Source organism: Virgibacillus sp. MSJ-26 (genome assembly GCF_018918075.1).
Taxonomy (GTDB): Bacteria; Bacillota; Bacilli; order Bacillales; family Amphibacillaceae; genus MSJ-26.
In genome coordinates, this window is the sequence record NZ_JAHLPW010000016.1 from 37,509 (window position 1) to 53,385 (window position 15,877).

Annotated in this window: 28 protein-coding genes and 1 pseudogene; all 29 read left to right on the plus strand. The window is 39.2% G+C overall.

Annotated elements, in window-relative coordinates; genetic code table 11:
* The first annotated feature begins 23 nt into the window (after positions 1-23).
* The 29 genes and pseudogenes from rpsS (at position 24) to truA (ending at position 15,731) form a co-directional block, all read left to right on the plus strand.
* Positions 24-305, plus strand: coding sequence for a 30S ribosomal protein S19 (gene rpsS, locus KQI49_RS14355; RefSeq protein WP_216490003.1), 282 nt, complete (start codon positions 24-26; stop codon positions 303-305).
* Positions 306-329: 24 nt separating this feature from the next.
* Positions 330-671, plus strand: coding sequence for a 50S ribosomal protein L22 (gene rplV, locus KQI49_RS14360; protein ID WP_216490005.1), 342 nt, complete (start codon positions 330-332; stop codon positions 669-671).
* A 3-nt stretch (positions 672-674) separates the two neighbouring features.
* The gene (rpsC, locus tag KQI49_RS14365) at positions 675-1,316 is read left to right on the plus strand and encodes a 30S ribosomal protein S3 (protein ID WP_216490006.1); all 642 of its coding nucleotides are present in this window, start codon (positions 675-677) and stop codon (positions 1,314-1,316) included.
* 18 nt (positions 1,317-1,334) lie between these two features.
* Entirely contained in the window at positions 1,335-1,769 is a 435-nt protein-coding gene (gene rplP / locus KQI49_RS14370) for a 50S ribosomal protein L16 (protein WP_216490012.1), read from the plus strand.
* A complete protein-coding gene (gene rpmC, locus KQI49_RS14375; protein ID WP_216490014.1) occupies positions 1,759-1,956 on the plus strand; it encodes a 50S ribosomal protein L29 in 198 nt (65 codons plus the stop codon). Before rplP ends, rpmC begins: the two co-directional genes overlap by 11 nt.
* 33 nt (positions 1,957-1,989) lie before the next feature.
* Positions 1,990-2,253: a 30S ribosomal protein S17 gene (rpsQ, locus tag KQI49_RS14380; protein ID WP_216490022.1), complete on the plus strand. Its 264-nt coding sequence runs from the start codon at positions 1,990-1,992 to the stop codon at positions 2,251-2,253.
* Between the two features lie 46 nt (positions 2,254-2,299).
* Complete coding sequence (gene rplN, locus KQI49_RS14385; RefSeq protein ID WP_216490024.1) at positions 2,300-2,668, plus strand: 50S ribosomal protein L14; 369 nt, start codon at positions 2,300-2,302, stop codon at positions 2,666-2,668.
* 121 nt (positions 2,669-2,789) lie between these two features.
* Positions 2,790-3,101: a 50S ribosomal protein L24 gene (gene rplX / locus KQI49_RS14390; RefSeq protein WP_216490026.1), complete on the plus strand. Its 312-nt coding sequence runs from the start codon at positions 2,790-2,792 to the stop codon at positions 3,099-3,101.
* 27 nt (positions 3,102-3,128) lie between these two features.
* On the plus strand, positions 3,129-3,668 hold the full coding sequence (gene rplE, locus KQI49_RS14395) for a 50S ribosomal protein L5 (RefSeq protein WP_216490028.1): 540 nt from the start codon (positions 3,129-3,131) through the stop codon (positions 3,666-3,668).
* Positions 3,669-3,698: 30 nt separating this feature from the next.
* Positions 3,699-3,884, plus strand: coding sequence for a type Z 30S ribosomal protein S14 (locus KQI49_RS14400; protein ID WP_077324032.1), 186 nt, complete (start codon positions 3,699-3,701; stop codon positions 3,882-3,884).
* A gap of 29 nt (positions 3,885-3,913) precedes the next feature.
* Positions 3,914-4,312, plus strand: coding sequence for a 30S ribosomal protein S8 (rpsH, locus tag KQI49_RS14405; protein WP_216490030.1), 399 nt, complete (start codon positions 3,914-3,916; stop codon positions 4,310-4,312).
* A 31-nt stretch (positions 4,313-4,343) separates the two neighbouring features.
* A complete protein-coding gene (gene rplF, locus KQI49_RS14410) occupies positions 4,344-4,880 on the plus strand; it encodes a 50S ribosomal protein L6 (protein ID WP_216490032.1) in 537 nt (178 codons plus the stop codon).
* A 32-nt stretch (positions 4,881-4,912) separates the two neighbouring features.
* On the plus strand, positions 4,913-5,275 hold the full coding sequence (gene rplR / locus KQI49_RS14415) for a 50S ribosomal protein L18 (protein WP_216490034.1): 363 nt from the start codon (positions 4,913-4,915) through the stop codon (positions 5,273-5,275).
* A 24-nt stretch (positions 5,276-5,299) separates the two neighbouring features.
* Complete coding sequence (gene rpsE, locus KQI49_RS14420) at positions 5,300-5,803, plus strand: 30S ribosomal protein S5 (RefSeq protein ID WP_216490036.1); 504 nt, start codon at positions 5,300-5,302, stop codon at positions 5,801-5,803.
* 13 nt (positions 5,804-5,816) lie between these two features.
* Positions 5,817-5,999: a 50S ribosomal protein L30 gene (gene rpmD / locus KQI49_RS14425; RefSeq protein ID WP_216490038.1), complete on the plus strand. Its 183-nt coding sequence runs from the start codon at positions 5,817-5,819 to the stop codon at positions 5,997-5,999.
* A 30-nt stretch (positions 6,000-6,029) separates the two neighbouring features.
* On the plus strand, positions 6,030-6,470 hold the full coding sequence (rplO, locus tag KQI49_RS14430) for a 50S ribosomal protein L15 (RefSeq protein ID WP_216490040.1): 441 nt from the start codon (positions 6,030-6,032) through the stop codon (positions 6,468-6,470).
* On the plus strand, positions 6,470-7,762 hold the full coding sequence (gene secY / locus KQI49_RS14435; protein ID WP_216490042.1) for a preprotein translocase subunit SecY: 1,293 nt from the start codon (positions 6,470-6,472) through the stop codon (positions 7,760-7,762). Before rplO ends, secY begins: the two co-directional genes overlap by 1 nt.
* 33 nt (positions 7,763-7,795) lie before the next feature.
* Positions 7,796-8,440 carry an adenylate kinase gene (locus KQI49_RS14440; RefSeq protein WP_216490152.1) on the plus strand — a complete coding sequence of 215 codons (645 nt, stop codon included), beginning with the start codon at positions 7,796-7,798 and terminating at the stop codon, positions 8,438-8,440.
* 165 nt (positions 8,441-8,605) lie between these two features.
* A pseudogene (locus KQI49_RS14445) lies at positions 8,606-8,940 on the plus strand (KOW motif-containing protein).
* Complete coding sequence (infA, locus tag KQI49_RS14450) at positions 8,918-9,136, plus strand: translation initiation factor IF-1 (protein ID WP_216490044.1); 219 nt, start codon at positions 8,918-8,920, stop codon at positions 9,134-9,136. Before KQI49_RS14445 ends, infA begins: the two are co-directional and overlap by 23 nt.
* Positions 9,137-9,171: 35 nt before the next feature.
* Positions 9,172-9,285: a 50S ribosomal protein L36 gene (gene rpmJ / locus KQI49_RS14455; RefSeq protein WP_207521112.1), complete on the plus strand. Its 114-nt coding sequence runs from the start codon at positions 9,172-9,174 to the stop codon at positions 9,283-9,285.
* 20 nt (positions 9,286-9,305) lie between these two features.
* Entirely contained in the window at positions 9,306-9,671 is a 366-nt protein-coding gene (rpsM, locus tag KQI49_RS14460; RefSeq protein ID WP_216490059.1) for a 30S ribosomal protein S13, read from the plus strand.
* Positions 9,672-9,692: 21 nt separating this feature from the next.
* Positions 9,693-10,091, plus strand: a complete 399-nt coding sequence (gene rpsK / locus KQI49_RS14465) for a 30S ribosomal protein S11 (protein WP_216490065.1) — start codon at positions 9,693-9,695, stop codon at positions 10,089-10,091.
* A 289-nt stretch (positions 10,092-10,380) separates the two neighbouring features.
* Positions 10,381-11,325, plus strand: a complete 945-nt coding sequence (locus tag KQI49_RS14470) for a DNA-directed RNA polymerase subunit alpha (RefSeq protein WP_216490066.1) — start codon at positions 10,381-10,383, stop codon at positions 11,323-11,325.
* Between the two features lie 45 nt (positions 11,326-11,370).
* Positions 11,371-11,727, plus strand: a complete 357-nt coding sequence (gene rplQ / locus KQI49_RS14475; RefSeq protein ID WP_216490068.1) for a 50S ribosomal protein L17 — start codon at positions 11,371-11,373, stop codon at positions 11,725-11,727.
* Between the two features lie 742 nt (positions 11,728-12,469).
* Positions 12,470-13,309 (plus strand): energy-coupling factor ABC transporter ATP-binding protein, encoded by an 840-nt coding sequence (locus KQI49_RS14480; protein ID WP_216490070.1) that lies wholly within the window; start codon positions 12,470-12,472, stop codon positions 13,307-13,309.
* Complete coding sequence (locus tag KQI49_RS14485; protein WP_216490072.1) at positions 13,285-14,157, plus strand: energy-coupling factor ABC transporter ATP-binding protein; 873 nt, start codon at positions 13,285-13,287, stop codon at positions 14,155-14,157. Before KQI49_RS14480 ends, KQI49_RS14485 begins: the two co-directional genes overlap by 25 nt.
* Entirely contained in the window at positions 14,150-14,950 is an 801-nt protein-coding gene (locus KQI49_RS14490) for an energy-coupling factor transporter transmembrane component T family protein (protein ID WP_216490074.1), read from the plus strand. Before KQI49_RS14485 ends, KQI49_RS14490 begins: the two co-directional genes overlap by 8 nt.
* A gap of 37 nt (positions 14,951-14,987) precedes the next feature.
* The gene (gene truA, locus KQI49_RS14495) at positions 14,988-15,731 is read left to right on the plus strand and encodes a tRNA pseudouridine(38-40) synthase TruA (RefSeq protein ID WP_216490084.1); all 744 of its coding nucleotides are present in this window, start codon (positions 14,988-14,990) and stop codon (positions 15,729-15,731) included.
* Positions 15,732-15,877 lie beyond the last annotated feature (146 nt).

A 15,877-nucleotide genomic window follows, 5' to 3' on the forward strand; every position in this document is an offset into this window, starting at 1 on the left:
ATTGATAAAAAGGAGGTTTTTCCATGGGACGTAGCTTAAAAAAGGGACCTTTTGCAGATGATCATTTACTCAGAAAGATTGACGAGTTAAATGAATCTGATAAGAAAAAAGTAGTGAAAACTTGGTCACGTCGTTCAACAATCTTCCCATCATTCGTAGGGCACACAATCGCTGTTTATGACGGTCGCAAACATGTGCCAGTCTATGTGACGGAAGATATGGTCGGACATAAATTAGGTGAGTTTGCGCCAACTCGTTCGTTTAGAGGGCATTCAGGCGTAGATAAATCAACAACTACAGCATAAAGCTAATGAGAGGAGGCACTCAAAATGCAAGCAAAAGCCGTTGCGAAATCTGTTCGTATTGCTCCTCGTAAAGTCCGATTAGTTATCGATTTGATCCGAGGAAAGAACGTTGAGGAAGCCGTTGCAATCTTGCGCCTAACCCAACGAGGTGCTTCTCCAGTCGTAGAAAAGGTTTTAAACTCTGCAGTTGCTAACGCAGAACACAACTACGAAATGGATACGGATAACCTAGTAGTTTCCGAAGCATATGTTAACGAAGGTGCAACATTGAAACGTTTTCGCCCACGCGCTCAAGGAAGCGCAAGCAGAATAAATAAACGCACAAGCCACATTACAGTCGTGGTATCAGAAAAGAAGGAGGGATAGTCAGTGGGTCAGAAAATCAATCCAACAGGTCTTCGTATTGGAGTTATTAAAGACTGGGAGTCTAGATGGTATGCCGATAAGGACTATGCCGATTTACTTCATGAAGACATTAAGGTTAGAGAATATCTTGAAAATCGTCTAAGTACAGCTGCAGTATCTTCTATTGAAATAGAACGTGCGGCAAACCGTATTAATATTACGATTCATACAGGTAAGCCAGGTATGGTTATTGGTAAGGGTGGTTCGGAAGTTGAATCATTACGTAAAGCACTAAATAGCTTAACAGGCAAACGTGTACACATTAATATTGTTGAAATTAAAAAAGTAGATCTTAACGCAAAGTTAGTAGCTGATAATATCGCCCGTCAACTTGAAAATCGTGTATCATTCCGTCGTGCTCAAAAGCAAGCTATCCAACGTGCAATGCGCGGAGGAGCAAAAGGAATTAGAACACAAGTATCAGGACGTCTTGGCGGAGCCGACATCGCTCGTGCAGAACATTATAGTGAAGGGACAGTACCACTACACACTTTACGTGCCGATATTGACTATGGCAACGTAGAAGCCGATACAACGTACGGTAAACTAGGTGTAAAAGTGTGGATCTATCGTGGAGAAGTCCTTCCAGAAAAACCGAAAAAATAAGGAAGGGGGCTCATTCTTATGTTAATGCCTAAACGTGTTAAATATCGTAGACAACATAGAGGACGTATGAAAGGTCGCGCAAAAGGCGGAACCACCGTAGCATTCGGTGAATACGGCCTACAAGCTGTAGAAGCTTCTTGGATTACAAGTCGTCAAATTGAGGCAGCTCGTATAGCAATGACCCGTTATATGAAGCGTGGCGGTAAAGTTTGGATTAAAATATTCCCTGATAAGCCATATACTGCAAAACCACTTGAAGTGCGCATGGGATCAGGAAAAGGTGCCCCAGAAGGCTGGGTAGCCGTTGTAAAACCAGGAAAAATTATGTTTGAAGTTGGAGGCGTATCGGAAGATGTTGCTCGCGAAGCATTAAGACTTGCTTCACATAAGCTACCGATTCGTACTAAATTTGTAAAACGTGAAGAAATTGGTGGTGAAAGCAATGAAGGCTAATGAAATAAGAGATTTAACCACTGCCGAAATTGAACAAAAGGTAAAAACACTTAAAGAAGAATTATTCAATTTACGTTTCCAACTTGCAACTGGACAATTGGAAAACACTGCAAGAATTCGTGAAGTTAGAAGATCCATTGCTCGTATGAAAACTGTTGTACGTCAACGCGAATTAAGCGTAAATTAAAGAACTGATTATTGAGAGGAGGCAAGCCTCACTATGACAGAACGAAATAGTCGTAAAGCATATACAGGACGTGTTGTATCAGATAAAATGGATAAAACCATTTCTGTAATGGTTGAAACTTATAAAGTTCATAAATTATACGGTAAACGTGTTAAGTATTCTAAAAAGTTCAAAGTTCATGATGAAAATAACCAAGCGAAAACTGGAGATGTTGTTCGCATCATGGAAACTCGACCACTATCTGCAACGAAGCGTTTTAGACTCGTTGAAGTTGTTGAAGAAGCAGTTATTATTTAACCATAGTAATGCTGGGAAGAGGTTCCGAAAGGAGGTCTAAAGCGATATGATTCAACAAGAAAGTCATTTGAAAATTGCCGATAACTCTGGTGCACGTGAGGTGTCAACAATTAAAGTGTTAGGTGGAACTGGACGTAAATCCGCTAACATTGGTGATGTAATTGTTTGTACAGTAAAACATGCAACACCAGGGGGCGTTGTCAAAAAAGGTGAAATAGTGAAGGCTGTTATTGTTCGCTCAAAAACAGGCGTTCGTCGTAAAGATGGATCATACATTCGTTTTGATGAAAATGCTGCCGTAATCGTCCGCGATGACAAAAGTCCAAGAGGTACTCGTATCTTTGGCCCTGTCGCCCGTGAATTACGTGACGCAAAGTTCATGAAAATTGTATCACTAGCACCAGAAGTATTATAAGTAGAATTGTCCTTGGCAGGTAAGAAAATAACAAGTTTTCTAAACTGCATAAGCGCAACTAAGGCATCGCCGTCAAAGACTTGGCGACTGCCAAGTTTCCTAATAAGGAGGTGCGTCAAGCATGCATGTCAAAAAAGGTGATAAAGTCAAAGTCATTACCGGTAAAGATAGCGGTAAAGAAGGAACTGTTTTAGAAGCCTATCCGAAAAAAGAACGTGTATTAGTTGAAGGAGTAAACATGGTAAGAAAGCACTCAAAACCATCTCAAGAGAATCCACAAGGTGGAATTCTCAACCAAGAAGGCTCTGTACACGTTTCTAATGTAATGCCAATTGATCCAAAGACCGGTGAACCAACTCGCGTTGGGTACGAAGTACGTGATGGAAAAAAAGTCCGTATCGCTAAAAAATCCGGTGAACCATTAGATAAATAATTTTTAGGCGAAAGGAGGGCGCTCGTGATGAATCAATTAAAACAAAAATATAACGAAGAAATAGTACCGTCATTAGTTAAAAAGTTTAACTATAAATCTGTTATGGAAGTTCCAGGGATTGAGAAAGTTGTTATCAACATGGGTGTTGGTGACGCTGTACAAAATTCAAAAGCACTTGATAACGCAGTTGAAGAACTTTCATTAATTTCTGGTCAAAAGCCAGTTGTTACTCGTGCGAAGAAATCCATTGCAGGATTCCGTCTACGTGAAGGAATGCCAATCGGAGCTAAAGTAACTTTACGCGGAGAAAGAATGTATGATTTCCTCCAAAAGCTTATTGCCGTTTCACTACCACGTGTTCGTGACTTTAGAGGTGTTTCTAATAAAGCTTTTGATGGTCGTGGAAACTACACATTAGGTGTAAAAGAACAACTTATCTTCCCGGAAATTAACTATGATAAAGTTAGCAAAATCCGTGGTTTAGACATTGTTATCGTAACAACATCTAACACAGATGAAGAAGCACATGAACTTTTAGCTCAGCTAGGCATGCCTTTCCAAAAGTAAGCTTAGAAGCTAATACAAGGAGGTAAAATTGTGGCTAAAAAATCAATGATTGCTAAGCAAAAACGCCCACAAAAGTTTAAAGTACGTGAATATACACGTTGCGAACGTTGTGGTCGCCCGCATTCTGTCATTCGTAAATTTAAACTATGCCGTATTTGTTTCCGAGAACTTGCCTATAAAGGTCAAATTCCTGGCGTCAAAAAAGCAAGCTGGTAAACCCCGATTTGGGAAGGAGGTAATGAGTAATGGTTATGACTGATCCAGTAGCAGATATGCTAACTCGTATTCGTAACGCTAACATGGTGCGCCATGAAAAATTGGAGCTTCCGGCTTCAAAGATGAAACGCGACATCGCTGATATTTTAAAAAGAGAAGGTTTCGTTCGTGATTACGAATTTATTGAAGATGATAAACAAGGTATTCTACGTATATTCCTTAAGTACGGAAATAATGACCAACAAGTTATTACGGGAATTAAACGTATAAGTAAGCCTGGTCTACGTGTGTACGCAAAAGCCGAAGAAGTGCCACGTGTGTTAAATGGTTTGGGAATTGCAATCGTATCGACTTCTAAAGGTGTTCTATCTGATAAGGAAGCACGTTCTCAAGCAGTTGGTGGCGAAGTACTTGCATATGTTTGGTAATTAATACTTTTTGATTGAGGAGGTGCAACCAATGTCTCGTATCGGACTTAAAACAATTGAACTTCCAGAAGGTGTGGAAGTTAAAATGGACGGTAACAAAGTGACTGTGAAAGGTCCTAAAGGTGAATTGTCAAGAACAATCCATAATGACATGGTCGTTAAAATGGAGGATAACACAGTTAATATTGAACGTCCTAACGATTTAAAAGAAACTCGTTCATTACACGGAACAACTCGTAGCCTAATCGCAAACATGGTAGAAGGCGTAAATAAAGGCTTCGAAAAGAAACTTGAAATCATTGGTGTTGGATATCGTGCTCAAAAACAAGGTGATAAAGTAGTAGTGAACGCAGGCTACTCACACCCAGTGGAAATCGAAGCAAGAGAAGGCATCGAAATTGATGTTCCTAAAAACACGGAACTTATTGTTAAAGGAATTGACAAAGAATTAGTTGGAGCAGTTGCTGCAAACATCAGATCAATCAGATTACCTGAGCCTTATAAAGGAAAAGGTATCCGTTATGCTGGTGAATATGTACGTCAAAAAGAAGGTAAAACTGCTAAGTAAGGTAAGTTAGGGAACAGAAAGGAGTGACCTAAATGATCACAAAACCTAGCAAAAATGAAACTCGCAAGAGAAGACATGCACGTGTTCGAAAAAATGTTGCAGGAACTGAGGAGCGCCCTCGTTTGAATATCTATCGTTCTAACAGTCATATCTATGCACAGCTGATTAATGATAACAATGGCAACACTGTAGCAAGTGCATCAACGTTAGATAAAGAATTGTCACTCGAGTCTACTGGCACCGTCGAAGCGGCTGAGAAAGTCGGAGAACTAGTTGCTAAACGTGCAACGGATAAAGGTTATAAATCAATTGTATTTGATCGTGGAGGGTACCTTTATCACGGACGCATTAAAGCTTTGGCTGACGCTGCCCGAGAAGCGGGTCTTGAATTTTAATTGAATGATAAAGGAGGGTTAGATATGAATATTAACATCGATCCAAACAAATTAGAATTAGAAGAACGAGTTGTTGCAGTAAATCGTGTAGCAAAAGTTGTTAAGGGTGGACGTCGTTTTCGCTTTGCTGCATTAGTTGTAGTCGGTGACAAAAATGGTCATGTTGGATTTGGTACAGGTAAAGCATTAGAAGTGCCAGAAGCAATCAAAAAAGCGATTGATAATGCTAAGAAAAACTTGATTGAAGTACCGATTGTAGGAACAACTATTCCACACGAAATTAATGGAGTATTTGGTTCAGGTAACGTTCTTATGAAACCTGCGACAGAAGGTACTGGAGTTATCTCTGGAGGACCGGTTCGTGCGGTATTAGAACTTGCAGGTGTTGGTGATATTTTAACGAAGTCCCTTGGTGCCAATACCCCAATTAATATGATTCGTGCAACACTAGATGGGTTAACGAACTTAAAACGTGCAGAAGACGTAGCAAAACTACGAGGAAAGTCTGTAGAAGAACTGTTAGGATAAGGAGGGAAATACTATGTCTAAAAAGTTAGAAATCACCCTCAAGCGCAGTGTTATTGGCTCAAAAGGAAATCAACGTAAAACAATTGAAACGTTAGGCCTAAAGAAAATCCGTCAATCCGTAGTTTGTGAGGATACTCCAGTTGTTCGAGGAATGATCAATAAAGTATCTCATCTAGTTACGGTAGAAGAAATCTAAGTAAACATAGCGTAAAGAGGAGGTGCTCAAATGAAACTTCATGAATTGAAAGCAGCAGAAGGAACTCGCAAAAGACGTAACCGTGTAGGTCGTGGTATGTCATCTGGAAATGGTAAAACATCAGGCAGAGGGCATAAAGGTCAAAAACAACGTTCAGGCGGGGGAACTCGTCCAGGTTTTGAAGGTGGCCAAATGCCTTTATTCCAACGTTTACCAAAACGTGGATTTACAAATATTAATCGTAAAGAATATGCAATTGTCAATCTTGAAACATTAAATAAGTTTGAAGACGGCACAGAAATTACACCTGAGCTCTTACAAAAAGAAGGTGTCGTGAAGAACCTTAAGACAGGAATTAAAGTTCTTGGAAAAGGATCAATCGAAAACAAATATACCGTAAAAGCTCATAAGTTCTCCGCTTCAGCTAAAGAAGCTATTGAAGCAGCGGGCGGTAAAACAGAGGTGATTTAATGTTCCGTACAATCTCCAATTTTATGCGCGTAGGTGATATAAGACGGAAGATTGTATTTACTTTGCTTATGCTAATTATATTCCGTCTAGGTACGTTTATACCTGTACCTTTCACTGATAAAGAAGCCATTGATTTTATGAATCAACAAAATGTGTTCGGATTTCTTAATACATTCGGTGGTGGGGCTCTCCAAAACTTCTCCATATTTGCTATGGGGATAATGCCTTACATTACAGCTTCCATTATTATGCAACTACTGCAAATGGACGTTGTACCGAAGTTTGCTGAGTGGAAAAAACAAGGTGAAATGGGACGGAAGAAATTAGCCCAAGTCACACGATACGGTACAATTGTTTTAGCATTTATTCAAGGTATTGCTATGTCAATTGGATTTAATGCAATGGCTGGTGGAATGCTAATCGATAACCCGAGCTTTTCTAAATTTCTTGTTATCGCGATTGTGCTAACAAGTGGAACAGCTTTCTTAATGTGGTTGGGTGAGCAAATTACTGCAAATGGTGTTGGCAATGGTATTTCTATTATCATTTTCGCAGGGATTGTTGCAGCTGTACCTAATGGCGTACAGCAACTATACGTCACTTACTTCACTAACCCTGGAGATGAACTATTCATTAATATAGTGATTGTTGCACTTATTGCCTTAGTGATTGTTGCTGTTACAGTAGGGGTTATTTATATCCAACAGGCTCTACGTAAAATTCCAGTACAATATGCCAAAAAGCTGGTTAACCGTTCACCGGTCGGGGGACATTCAACCCACTTACCACTTAAAGTTAATGCTGCTGGAGTAATTCCAGTTATCTTTGCGATAGCATTTATTATTGCTCCACGTACAGTAGCAGGCTTTTTTGAAGGAAGTAATATCGCTTCAAAAATTGAGTTGATTTTTGATTATACACAGCCAATTGGTATGGTTATCTACGTGGCATTAATTATTGCCTTTACGTATTTCTATACGTTTGTTCAAGTTAACCCAGAACAAATGGCTGAAAACTTACAAAAACAAGGTGGATATATCCCAGGCATTCGTCCAGGGAAAAAGACAGAAACTTATTTAACGCGTGTCATGTATCGTTTGACATTTGTAGGTTCTATTTTCCTAGCGGCTGTTTCTGTACTACCTATTTTACTTGGTAGTCTTGCAAATCTACCTCAAGCAGTACAAATCGGCGGCACAAGTTTACTAATTGTTGTTGGAGTAGCGTTACAGACGATGAAACAACTAGAAAGTCAGTTAGTTAAACGTCACTACAAAGGCTTCATTAGATAAGAGCTGCCAATGATGAAAGCGAGGGGAATTGCTTTGAATTTGATTTTAATGGGTCTACCCGGTGCTGGTAAAGGCACACAGGCAGAAAAAATAAATGAAATATATAATATCCCTCATATTTCCACGGGAGATATGTTCCGTCTTGCTATTAAGGAAGGAACTGAACTTGGAAAAAAAGCAAAAGAATATATGGATCAAGGAGCTCTCGTTCCAGATGAAGTGACCATTGGTATTGTCAAAGAGCGTTTGAGTAAAGATGATTGTAAAGAGGGTTTCATGCTTGATGGTTTTCCTAGAACAATTGCTCAGGCAGAAGCATTACAAGACATCTTGCGTGATTTGAATGAAGACATCGATTATGTTATAAATGTTGAAGTCCCAGAAGAAAAGTTAGTTGAACGACTCACAGGTCGTCGCGTTTGTCCAACTTGTGGAACAACTTATCACTTGGTTTACAACCCACCTAAGGAAGCTGGGATATGTGATAAGGACGGTTCTGAGCTAATTCAACGAGACGATGATAAACCTGAAACAGTTAAAAAACGACTTTCCGTTAATATTGAGCAAGCACAACCTTTACTTGATTTTTATAAGGAAAAAGGTTATCTAGTAACGGTTAATGGTGACCAAGACATTAATGACGTATTTCATGACATTCAGTCGAAAATTGAAAAATAAAACGCTCTAAGGCCACATATAATATGGAATAGATGCAAATCCATATGTAAAAAGTTATAATATAAGTCGTAGTGTTTTTTAGTTTTACGAAGTGACACAAAGACAAAATATAATAATAGATCCTAATGCAAGGATTTAAAATAGCCTAAGTGAAGGTGATCGTTGTTGAGCGTAGAAGATTCGGTTCCACGAATAGGTCAAATTGTTCGTATTAAACAGGGACGCGAAGCAGGACAGTTTGCTATAGTCATTGAAGTGATTGATGATAAGTTTGTTATGTTAGCAGATGGGGATAAGCGTAAATATGATCGACAGAAGAAAAAGAATATCAATCATATTGAAGCAATAGATTATATTTCTCCAGAAGTCCGAGACAGCCTTCTAAAAACTGGTCGTGTCACAAATGGTAAATTACGATTTGCTATAGCTAAATTTGTTGGTGAGGTTGTGACTGATTAAAGAAGGGAGATCAACACGATGGCGAAAGAAGATGTTATTGAAGTAGAAGGTATTGTTCAAGAGACATTACCGAACGCGCAATTTAATGTTGAGCTTGAGAATGGCCATACCGTATTGGCGCATGTATCTGGTAAAATTCGTATGCACTTTATTCGTATCTTACCAGGAGATAAAGTAACGGTAGAGCTCTCTCCTTACGATTTAACTAGAGGGCGCATTACCTATCGTTACAAATAAGCGAGTAAGCTCCGATATAAGAGGAGGTAACGAAGATGAAGGTAAGAGCATCTGTAAAACCAATTTGTGAAAAATGTAAAGTTATTCGTCGTAAGGGTAAAGTTATGGTGATTTGTGAAAACCCTAAGCATAAACAAAAACAAGGTTAAGCACTGGAGGTGTAGTATTTATGGCACGTATTGCAGGTATAGATATACCACGTGATAAGCGCGTAGTCATTTCTCTAACATCAATTTATGGAGTTGGAAAATCTACCGCACAGAAAATCCTTAAAGAAGCAGGCGTTTCAGAAGATACACGTGTACGCGACTTGACAGAAGATGAGTTGTCAAACATCCGTAAAGCGGTCGAAAGCTATACGATTGAGGGAGATCTTCGCCGTGAGCGTTCATTAGACATTAAACGCCTAGTGGAAATTGGCTCATACCGTGGAATTCGCCATCGTCGCGGATTACCAGTTCGTGGTCAAAAGACTAAAAACAACTCTCGCACTCGTAAAGGTCCTCGTCATGCTATCGCAGGCAAAAAGAAATAAATGTAAAGGAGGTTATTACTAATGGCTCGTACAAAAGTTAAAAAATCCACACGTAAACGTCGTGTAAAACAGCAAGTCGATAAAGGGGTAGCTCATATTCATTCTACCTTTAATAATACAATTGTTACGGTTACGGATACTGGAGGCAACGTGATTGGCTGGAGTTCAGCTGGAGCACTTGGCTTTAAAGGATCTCGTAAATCTACTCCATTTGCCGCTCAAATGGCAGCAGAAACTGCAGCTAAGTCAGCAGTTGAAAGAGGTATGAAGTCTCTAGAAGTAGCGGTAAAAGGACCAGGTGCAGGTCGTGAAGCAGCTATTCGTTCATTACAAGCAGCTGGTCTTGAAGTAACAGCTATTCGTGATCTAACACCGGTTCCACATAATGGATGCCGTCCGCCGAAACGTCGTCGCGTTTAATTTTAGCGTATAGAATTTGTCACCCTGTCTATAATGGGTTATGATGGCTAAAGTATATGGCGAAGCGTTGTTTATCTATAGAATAAGTAAACAGCCTAACAAACTAGTTATTCTTTTCATTACATGTAATGGAGAAATGCCAAAGTTTAATCTTTGCTGTAACAACATCGTTAAGACAAACAGTACGGAATTACGATAGTGCAGAAACGCCAACTGCCTATTTGGGGAATTTCGGTTAGACAGATGAGTCTAACCGGGGTTTCGACGTTTTTAAGGAGGGTTTTATTGAATGATCGAAATTGAGAAGCCAAAAATTGAAACGATAGAGATCAGTGATGATGCTACGTTTGGGAAGTTTACAATTGAACCGCTTGAACGTGGGTATGGTACAACTCTAGGAAACTCCTTGCGTCGTATCCTTCTATCCTCACTTCCTGGCGCTGCTGTTACATCCGTTCAAATTGATGGAGCATTACATGAATTCTCCACCATTGATGGTGTCGTTGAAGATGTAACGACTATCATTTTGAATTTAAAAGAATTAGCTCTCAAAATTTACTCTGATGATGTTAAAACGTTAGAGATTGATGTTCAGGAAGAAGGAGTCGTGACAGCTGCTGACCTGACATATGACAGTGATGTTGAGGTTTTAAATCCTGATTTGCATATTGCTACTTTAAATAGTAAAGGTAGCCTGAATATGAAGATTTCCGCAGAACGTGGCCGTGGCTATCGTCCGGCTGAGGATAATAAACATGATGATCAACCTATTGGTGTCATTCCAATTGATTCTATTTTCACACCAGTACCACGTGTAACCTATCAAGTAGAAAATACTCGTGTCGGTCAAAGTGCAAACTATGATAAGTTAACATTGGATGTATGGACTGATGGAAGCATTCGCCCAGAAGAATCTGTTTCTCTAGGCGCAAAAGTGTTTTCTGAGCATTTGAATCTATTTATTGGTTTAACAGATGAAGCTAAAGACGTGGAAATCATGGTAGAAAAAGAAGAAGATCAAAAAGAAAAAGTCATGGAAATGACAATCGAGGAATTAGATTTATCTGTTAGATCCTACAACTGCCTAAAACGCGCGGGAATAAATACTGTACAGGAACTTTCGCAAAAGACAGAAGAAGATATGATGAAAGTACGTAACTTAGGTCGTAAATCTCTAGATGAAGTAAAACATAAATTAGATGAATTAGGCTTAGGATTACGCAAAGACGATTAATCAACAAAGACACCTTTAGAGTTTCAAGAAAGGGAGGGATAGTCCATGGCTAGAAAACTAGGTCGTACAACAGATCAACGGATGGCTTTACTTCGTAATCTGGCATCTGACTTAATTATACATGAACGTATTGAAACAACTGAGTCTAAAGCAAAAGAACTTAAATCAGTTGTAGAGAAAATGATTACACTTGGAAAACGCGGTGATCTTCATGCCCGCCGTCAAGCGGCAGCGTTCCTATACAATAAAGAGGTAGAAGAAGAAGACAATACCGTCATTCAAAAGTTATTTGATGATGTTGCAACACGCTATGAGGATCGCCAAGGTGGTTACACACGTGTGCTTAAATTAGGCGAACGTCAAGGCGATGGTGCTAAAATGGCCATCATTGAACTCGTTTAATAAACCATTCGCGTTAAGGGCAGGACTGAATCTCTTTTAAGAGGTACATCCAAGCCCTTTTTTTGTGTATTTATCATTATCGTACAGCAATCAAAACAAGGGTTTAATTTAATGAACATAAGATATTTGATGCGTAGTAACTTACTATTTTAGAGAGAGATAAAACCAGCGCTACGGAAATACGCTTCGCTTTCCGTGGGTGGCTGATGAGCCTCCTCGAGCTTATCGCTCTGCGGGGTCTCATCTAGGCCTCAGCTCCCACAGGAGTCTCAGCGTATTTCCTCCGCTGAAGTTTATCTTTTCTTATTTTTGTTAAACTACTATCCTGTTAGAGTTGATTTTGTACCAGTTACACCAAGATTTGCAGCCAATAATGAAGTAGAAAGTCTTTCAAAGCGTAGGCAGAATGCGAAGACTCCTATGGGAATAGCGCGAGTCTGAAGACCCCGCAGAGTGGTTTCCTCGAGGAGGCTGAAGCCGTGCCCATGGAAAGCGAAGCATTCTGCCGAAGCGAGGTGTACGCACTCAATTTGCTAGAATAAAGAGATACACATTATTAATTGTCACTATGTCGCAGTATTCCTGTAAACGTTAAATTATAATTAAGCATGCTTAGCGGTTGTTTTGTTTGTATCTTGCCCTTTGTTTTGTGTTTTATATATAATAGACATATCATAAAACGGATTGAGAGTTACTTTTAAAATTACCCACGGCTATTTAGCTGAGAAGAGGAGGAGCCAAGTTGAGAGAGAAATTAATAGAGTTTAGAAATGTGTCTTTTCGTTATGATGAGGAAGGGCCTTGGGTACTTAAAAACTGTTCATTCTCCATATATAAGAATGAATGGCTGGCAATCATTGGTCACAATGGATCGGGGAAGTCGACTATTGCTAAGTTAATGAACGGACTTCTCTTTCCACAAGAAGGAGAAATCATCATAAACGGCAAACTTGTTAATGAAGAAACGGTCTGGGATGTCCGAAAAGAAGTCGGTATGGTTTTTCAAAATCCCGATAACCAGTTCGTAGGAACGACAGTGCAAGATGATGTCGCATTTGGAATGGAAAATCGAGGTTTTCCCCGTGAAAAGATGATTGAACGAATTGACTCGTCGCTAAAAGCAGTTCAAATGGAAGATTATCGACTAACTGAGCCTCATAGACTTTCAGGAGGACAAAAACAACGTGTCGCGATTGCTGGAGTTCTAGCAATTTCTCCTGAAGTGATTATCTTGGATGAAGCAACAGCAATGCTTGATCCAAGAGGACGACATCAAATTCTAAAGACGGTAACTGAGGTGAAGGATGAACATCATCTAGGACTCATAACGATTACCCATGATTTACAAGAAGTTGTTCAAGCTGAGCGAGTTATTGTTATGAATGCAGGTGAAGTTTGGAAAGAAGCGTCACCAAGAGAAATTTTTGCTGAAAAAGAACAACTACAACACATCGGTCTGGATTTACCTTTTGTTGCTCTTTTAGCATCTGAATTAAAAGAACTTGATGTTCAATTAACTCATGACCCGATGAATCACGACGAACTTTTGGAGGACCTATGGACATTACATTCAAAGATGTAAGTTATATCTATCAACAAAATACCCCATTTGAACATAGAGCACTGGATCAGGTTTCGTTTCATATACCATCAGGCTCATTCGTTGCAATTATCGGTCATACAGGGTCAGGAAAATCAACGCTCATTCAGCATTTAAATGGATTGGTCTCCCCAAGTAAAGGCGAAGTTACGATTGGAAACTTCCATTTGAAACCCAATGAAAAACCAAAAAACATGAAAGAACTCAGGAGCCAGGTCGGTGTTGTCTTCCAGTATCCGGAACATCAACTATTTGAAGAAACTGTCGCAAAGGATATCGCTTTTGGTCCTGAAAATTTCGGCGTATCAAAAACAGAAATTGATAAACGCATGAATGACATTATTCCAGCTGTTGGGTTACCAAAAGAGTTACTCGAACGCTCGCCATTTGATTTAAGTGGAGGACAAATGCGTCGTGTTGCTATTGCTGGTGTCTTGGCCGTCAATCCCGATATACTGGTACTGGATGAACCAACGGCTGGCTTGGATCCTCGTGGACAAAAAGAAATGATGAATATGTTTTATGACATGCATAAAAAAGAAGCATTAACAACAGTGCTTGTAACACACAGCATGGAAGATGCCATGAAATACGCTGACCATGTGCTTATTTTGAATAAAGGGACGAAGTATATGGAAGGTAAGCCCGAAGACGTATTTACGCGTCAGGACGCTTTAAATGACGTTCAGCTTGATGTTCCAGAAATGGTCCAATTTATGAATGATTATAACAAGCGTTTTAATACGTCAATACCTTTTACTCGTCAGTCAATTCAGGAACTGGCTAAGCAAATTCAGACTTCGTTAAAAGGGGTCGACAACCATGAATAACTCATTAATCATCGGCCAGTATGTCCCTGGTAAATCATTAGTACATCGTTTAGATCCACGTACGAAGATCACTATTATTTTCTTTTTCGTGTTTTTCGTGTTTTTTGCTAATTCATTTTGGAGCTATAGTATTTTAACAGCTTTTGCTTTTATAAGTGTCTTGATTACTCACATTCCAATAAAATTTATATTAAAAGGTTTAACGCCAGTTTGGTTTTTAATCGCATTTACTTTTTTACTACACATTTTCATTACTAAAGAAGGTACTGTTTTAATTGAAGTATTCTCCTTAGAAATTTATACGGGTGGCATTATCCAAGGTTTTGCTATTTCAATGCGTTTCTTTTTACTAATTTTAATGACGTCTCTCTTAACGTTAACAACGACACCGATTGAAATAACGGATGCGATTGAAGATATGCTTCATCCACTGAAACGTTTTAAGTTTCCAGTTCATGAATTAGCACTCATGATGTCCATATCATTAAGATTCATTCCTACATTGATGCAGGAGACAGATAAAATCTCTAAAGCACAAGCATCACGTGGCGTAGATTTTCGAACAGGCCCCATTAAAGAACGTGTTAAAGCTGTGGTTCCATTACTTATACCTTTATTTGTGAGTGCTTTTAAAAGAGCTGAGGAACTTGCCATGGCCATGGAAGCTCGGGGCTATCGAGGAGATGCAGGTCGAACTAAACTACGGGAGCTAAAAATAGGTAAGATTGATATACTTATCTACCTATTGTTTATTCTTGTCGTAGCGGGATTATTTCTAACGCGTCATTATTAGAAAAGTTCCATTGATAAATAACGGAAGGATGTCAAGGATGAAAAGGATCAAGTGTGTGATAAGTTATGATGGCAGTGATTTTGCTGGCTTTCAAATCCAACCTAAGCAACGCACAGTTCAAGGAGAGCTTGAAAAGGGCTTGACGAAGATTCACAAAGGTACTTTTATTCGCATTCATCCTTCTGGAAGAACAGATGCCGGTGTACATGCTATAAGGCAAGTGTTTCACTTTGATACGTTCTTGGATCTCCAAGCGTCAAATTGGCGACAGGCCTTGAATACGGTACTACCTGATGACTTACTTGTTAAAGAAGCGAATATAGTAGACAGCACATTCCACGCAAGGTATAGTGCACTTGAAAAGGAATACCGTTATTATGTGTTGAATCATGCAGAAAAAGACGTGTTTAACCGTTACTATGTTTATCAATTTTCTTATCCCTTGTCACTTGAATCCATGCAGAAGGCTTGTGAGTATTTTACGGGAACGCATGACTTTACTACCTTTTCATCAGCAAAGGCAACCATAAAAGGAAGTAAAATCAGGACACTAACTCATGCATTCTGTCATATGAACAATGGAAAAGTTGAATTTATTTTCCGGGGCGATGGTTTTTTGTATAATATGGTTAGAATTATGGTGGGTGCCTTATTAGATATTGGACAAGGGCGACGGAATCCAGAAGATATATTAGAACTGTTAGAACAAAAAGATCGTCGTTTACTCGGAAAAACGGCTCCCCCACAAGGATTATATTTATGGGATGTTAAGTATGAATAATAATTTGAAAAAGATCATTGGAAAAGGGGATCACCCCTTGACAAATGACCCTGATTTGTTATATTATGACTTATGGTATTTTATTTTCTAAAACCGCAAATTAGCCCCGAAACTAATTGTGTTAGAATATAAGAATAAAAATTGAT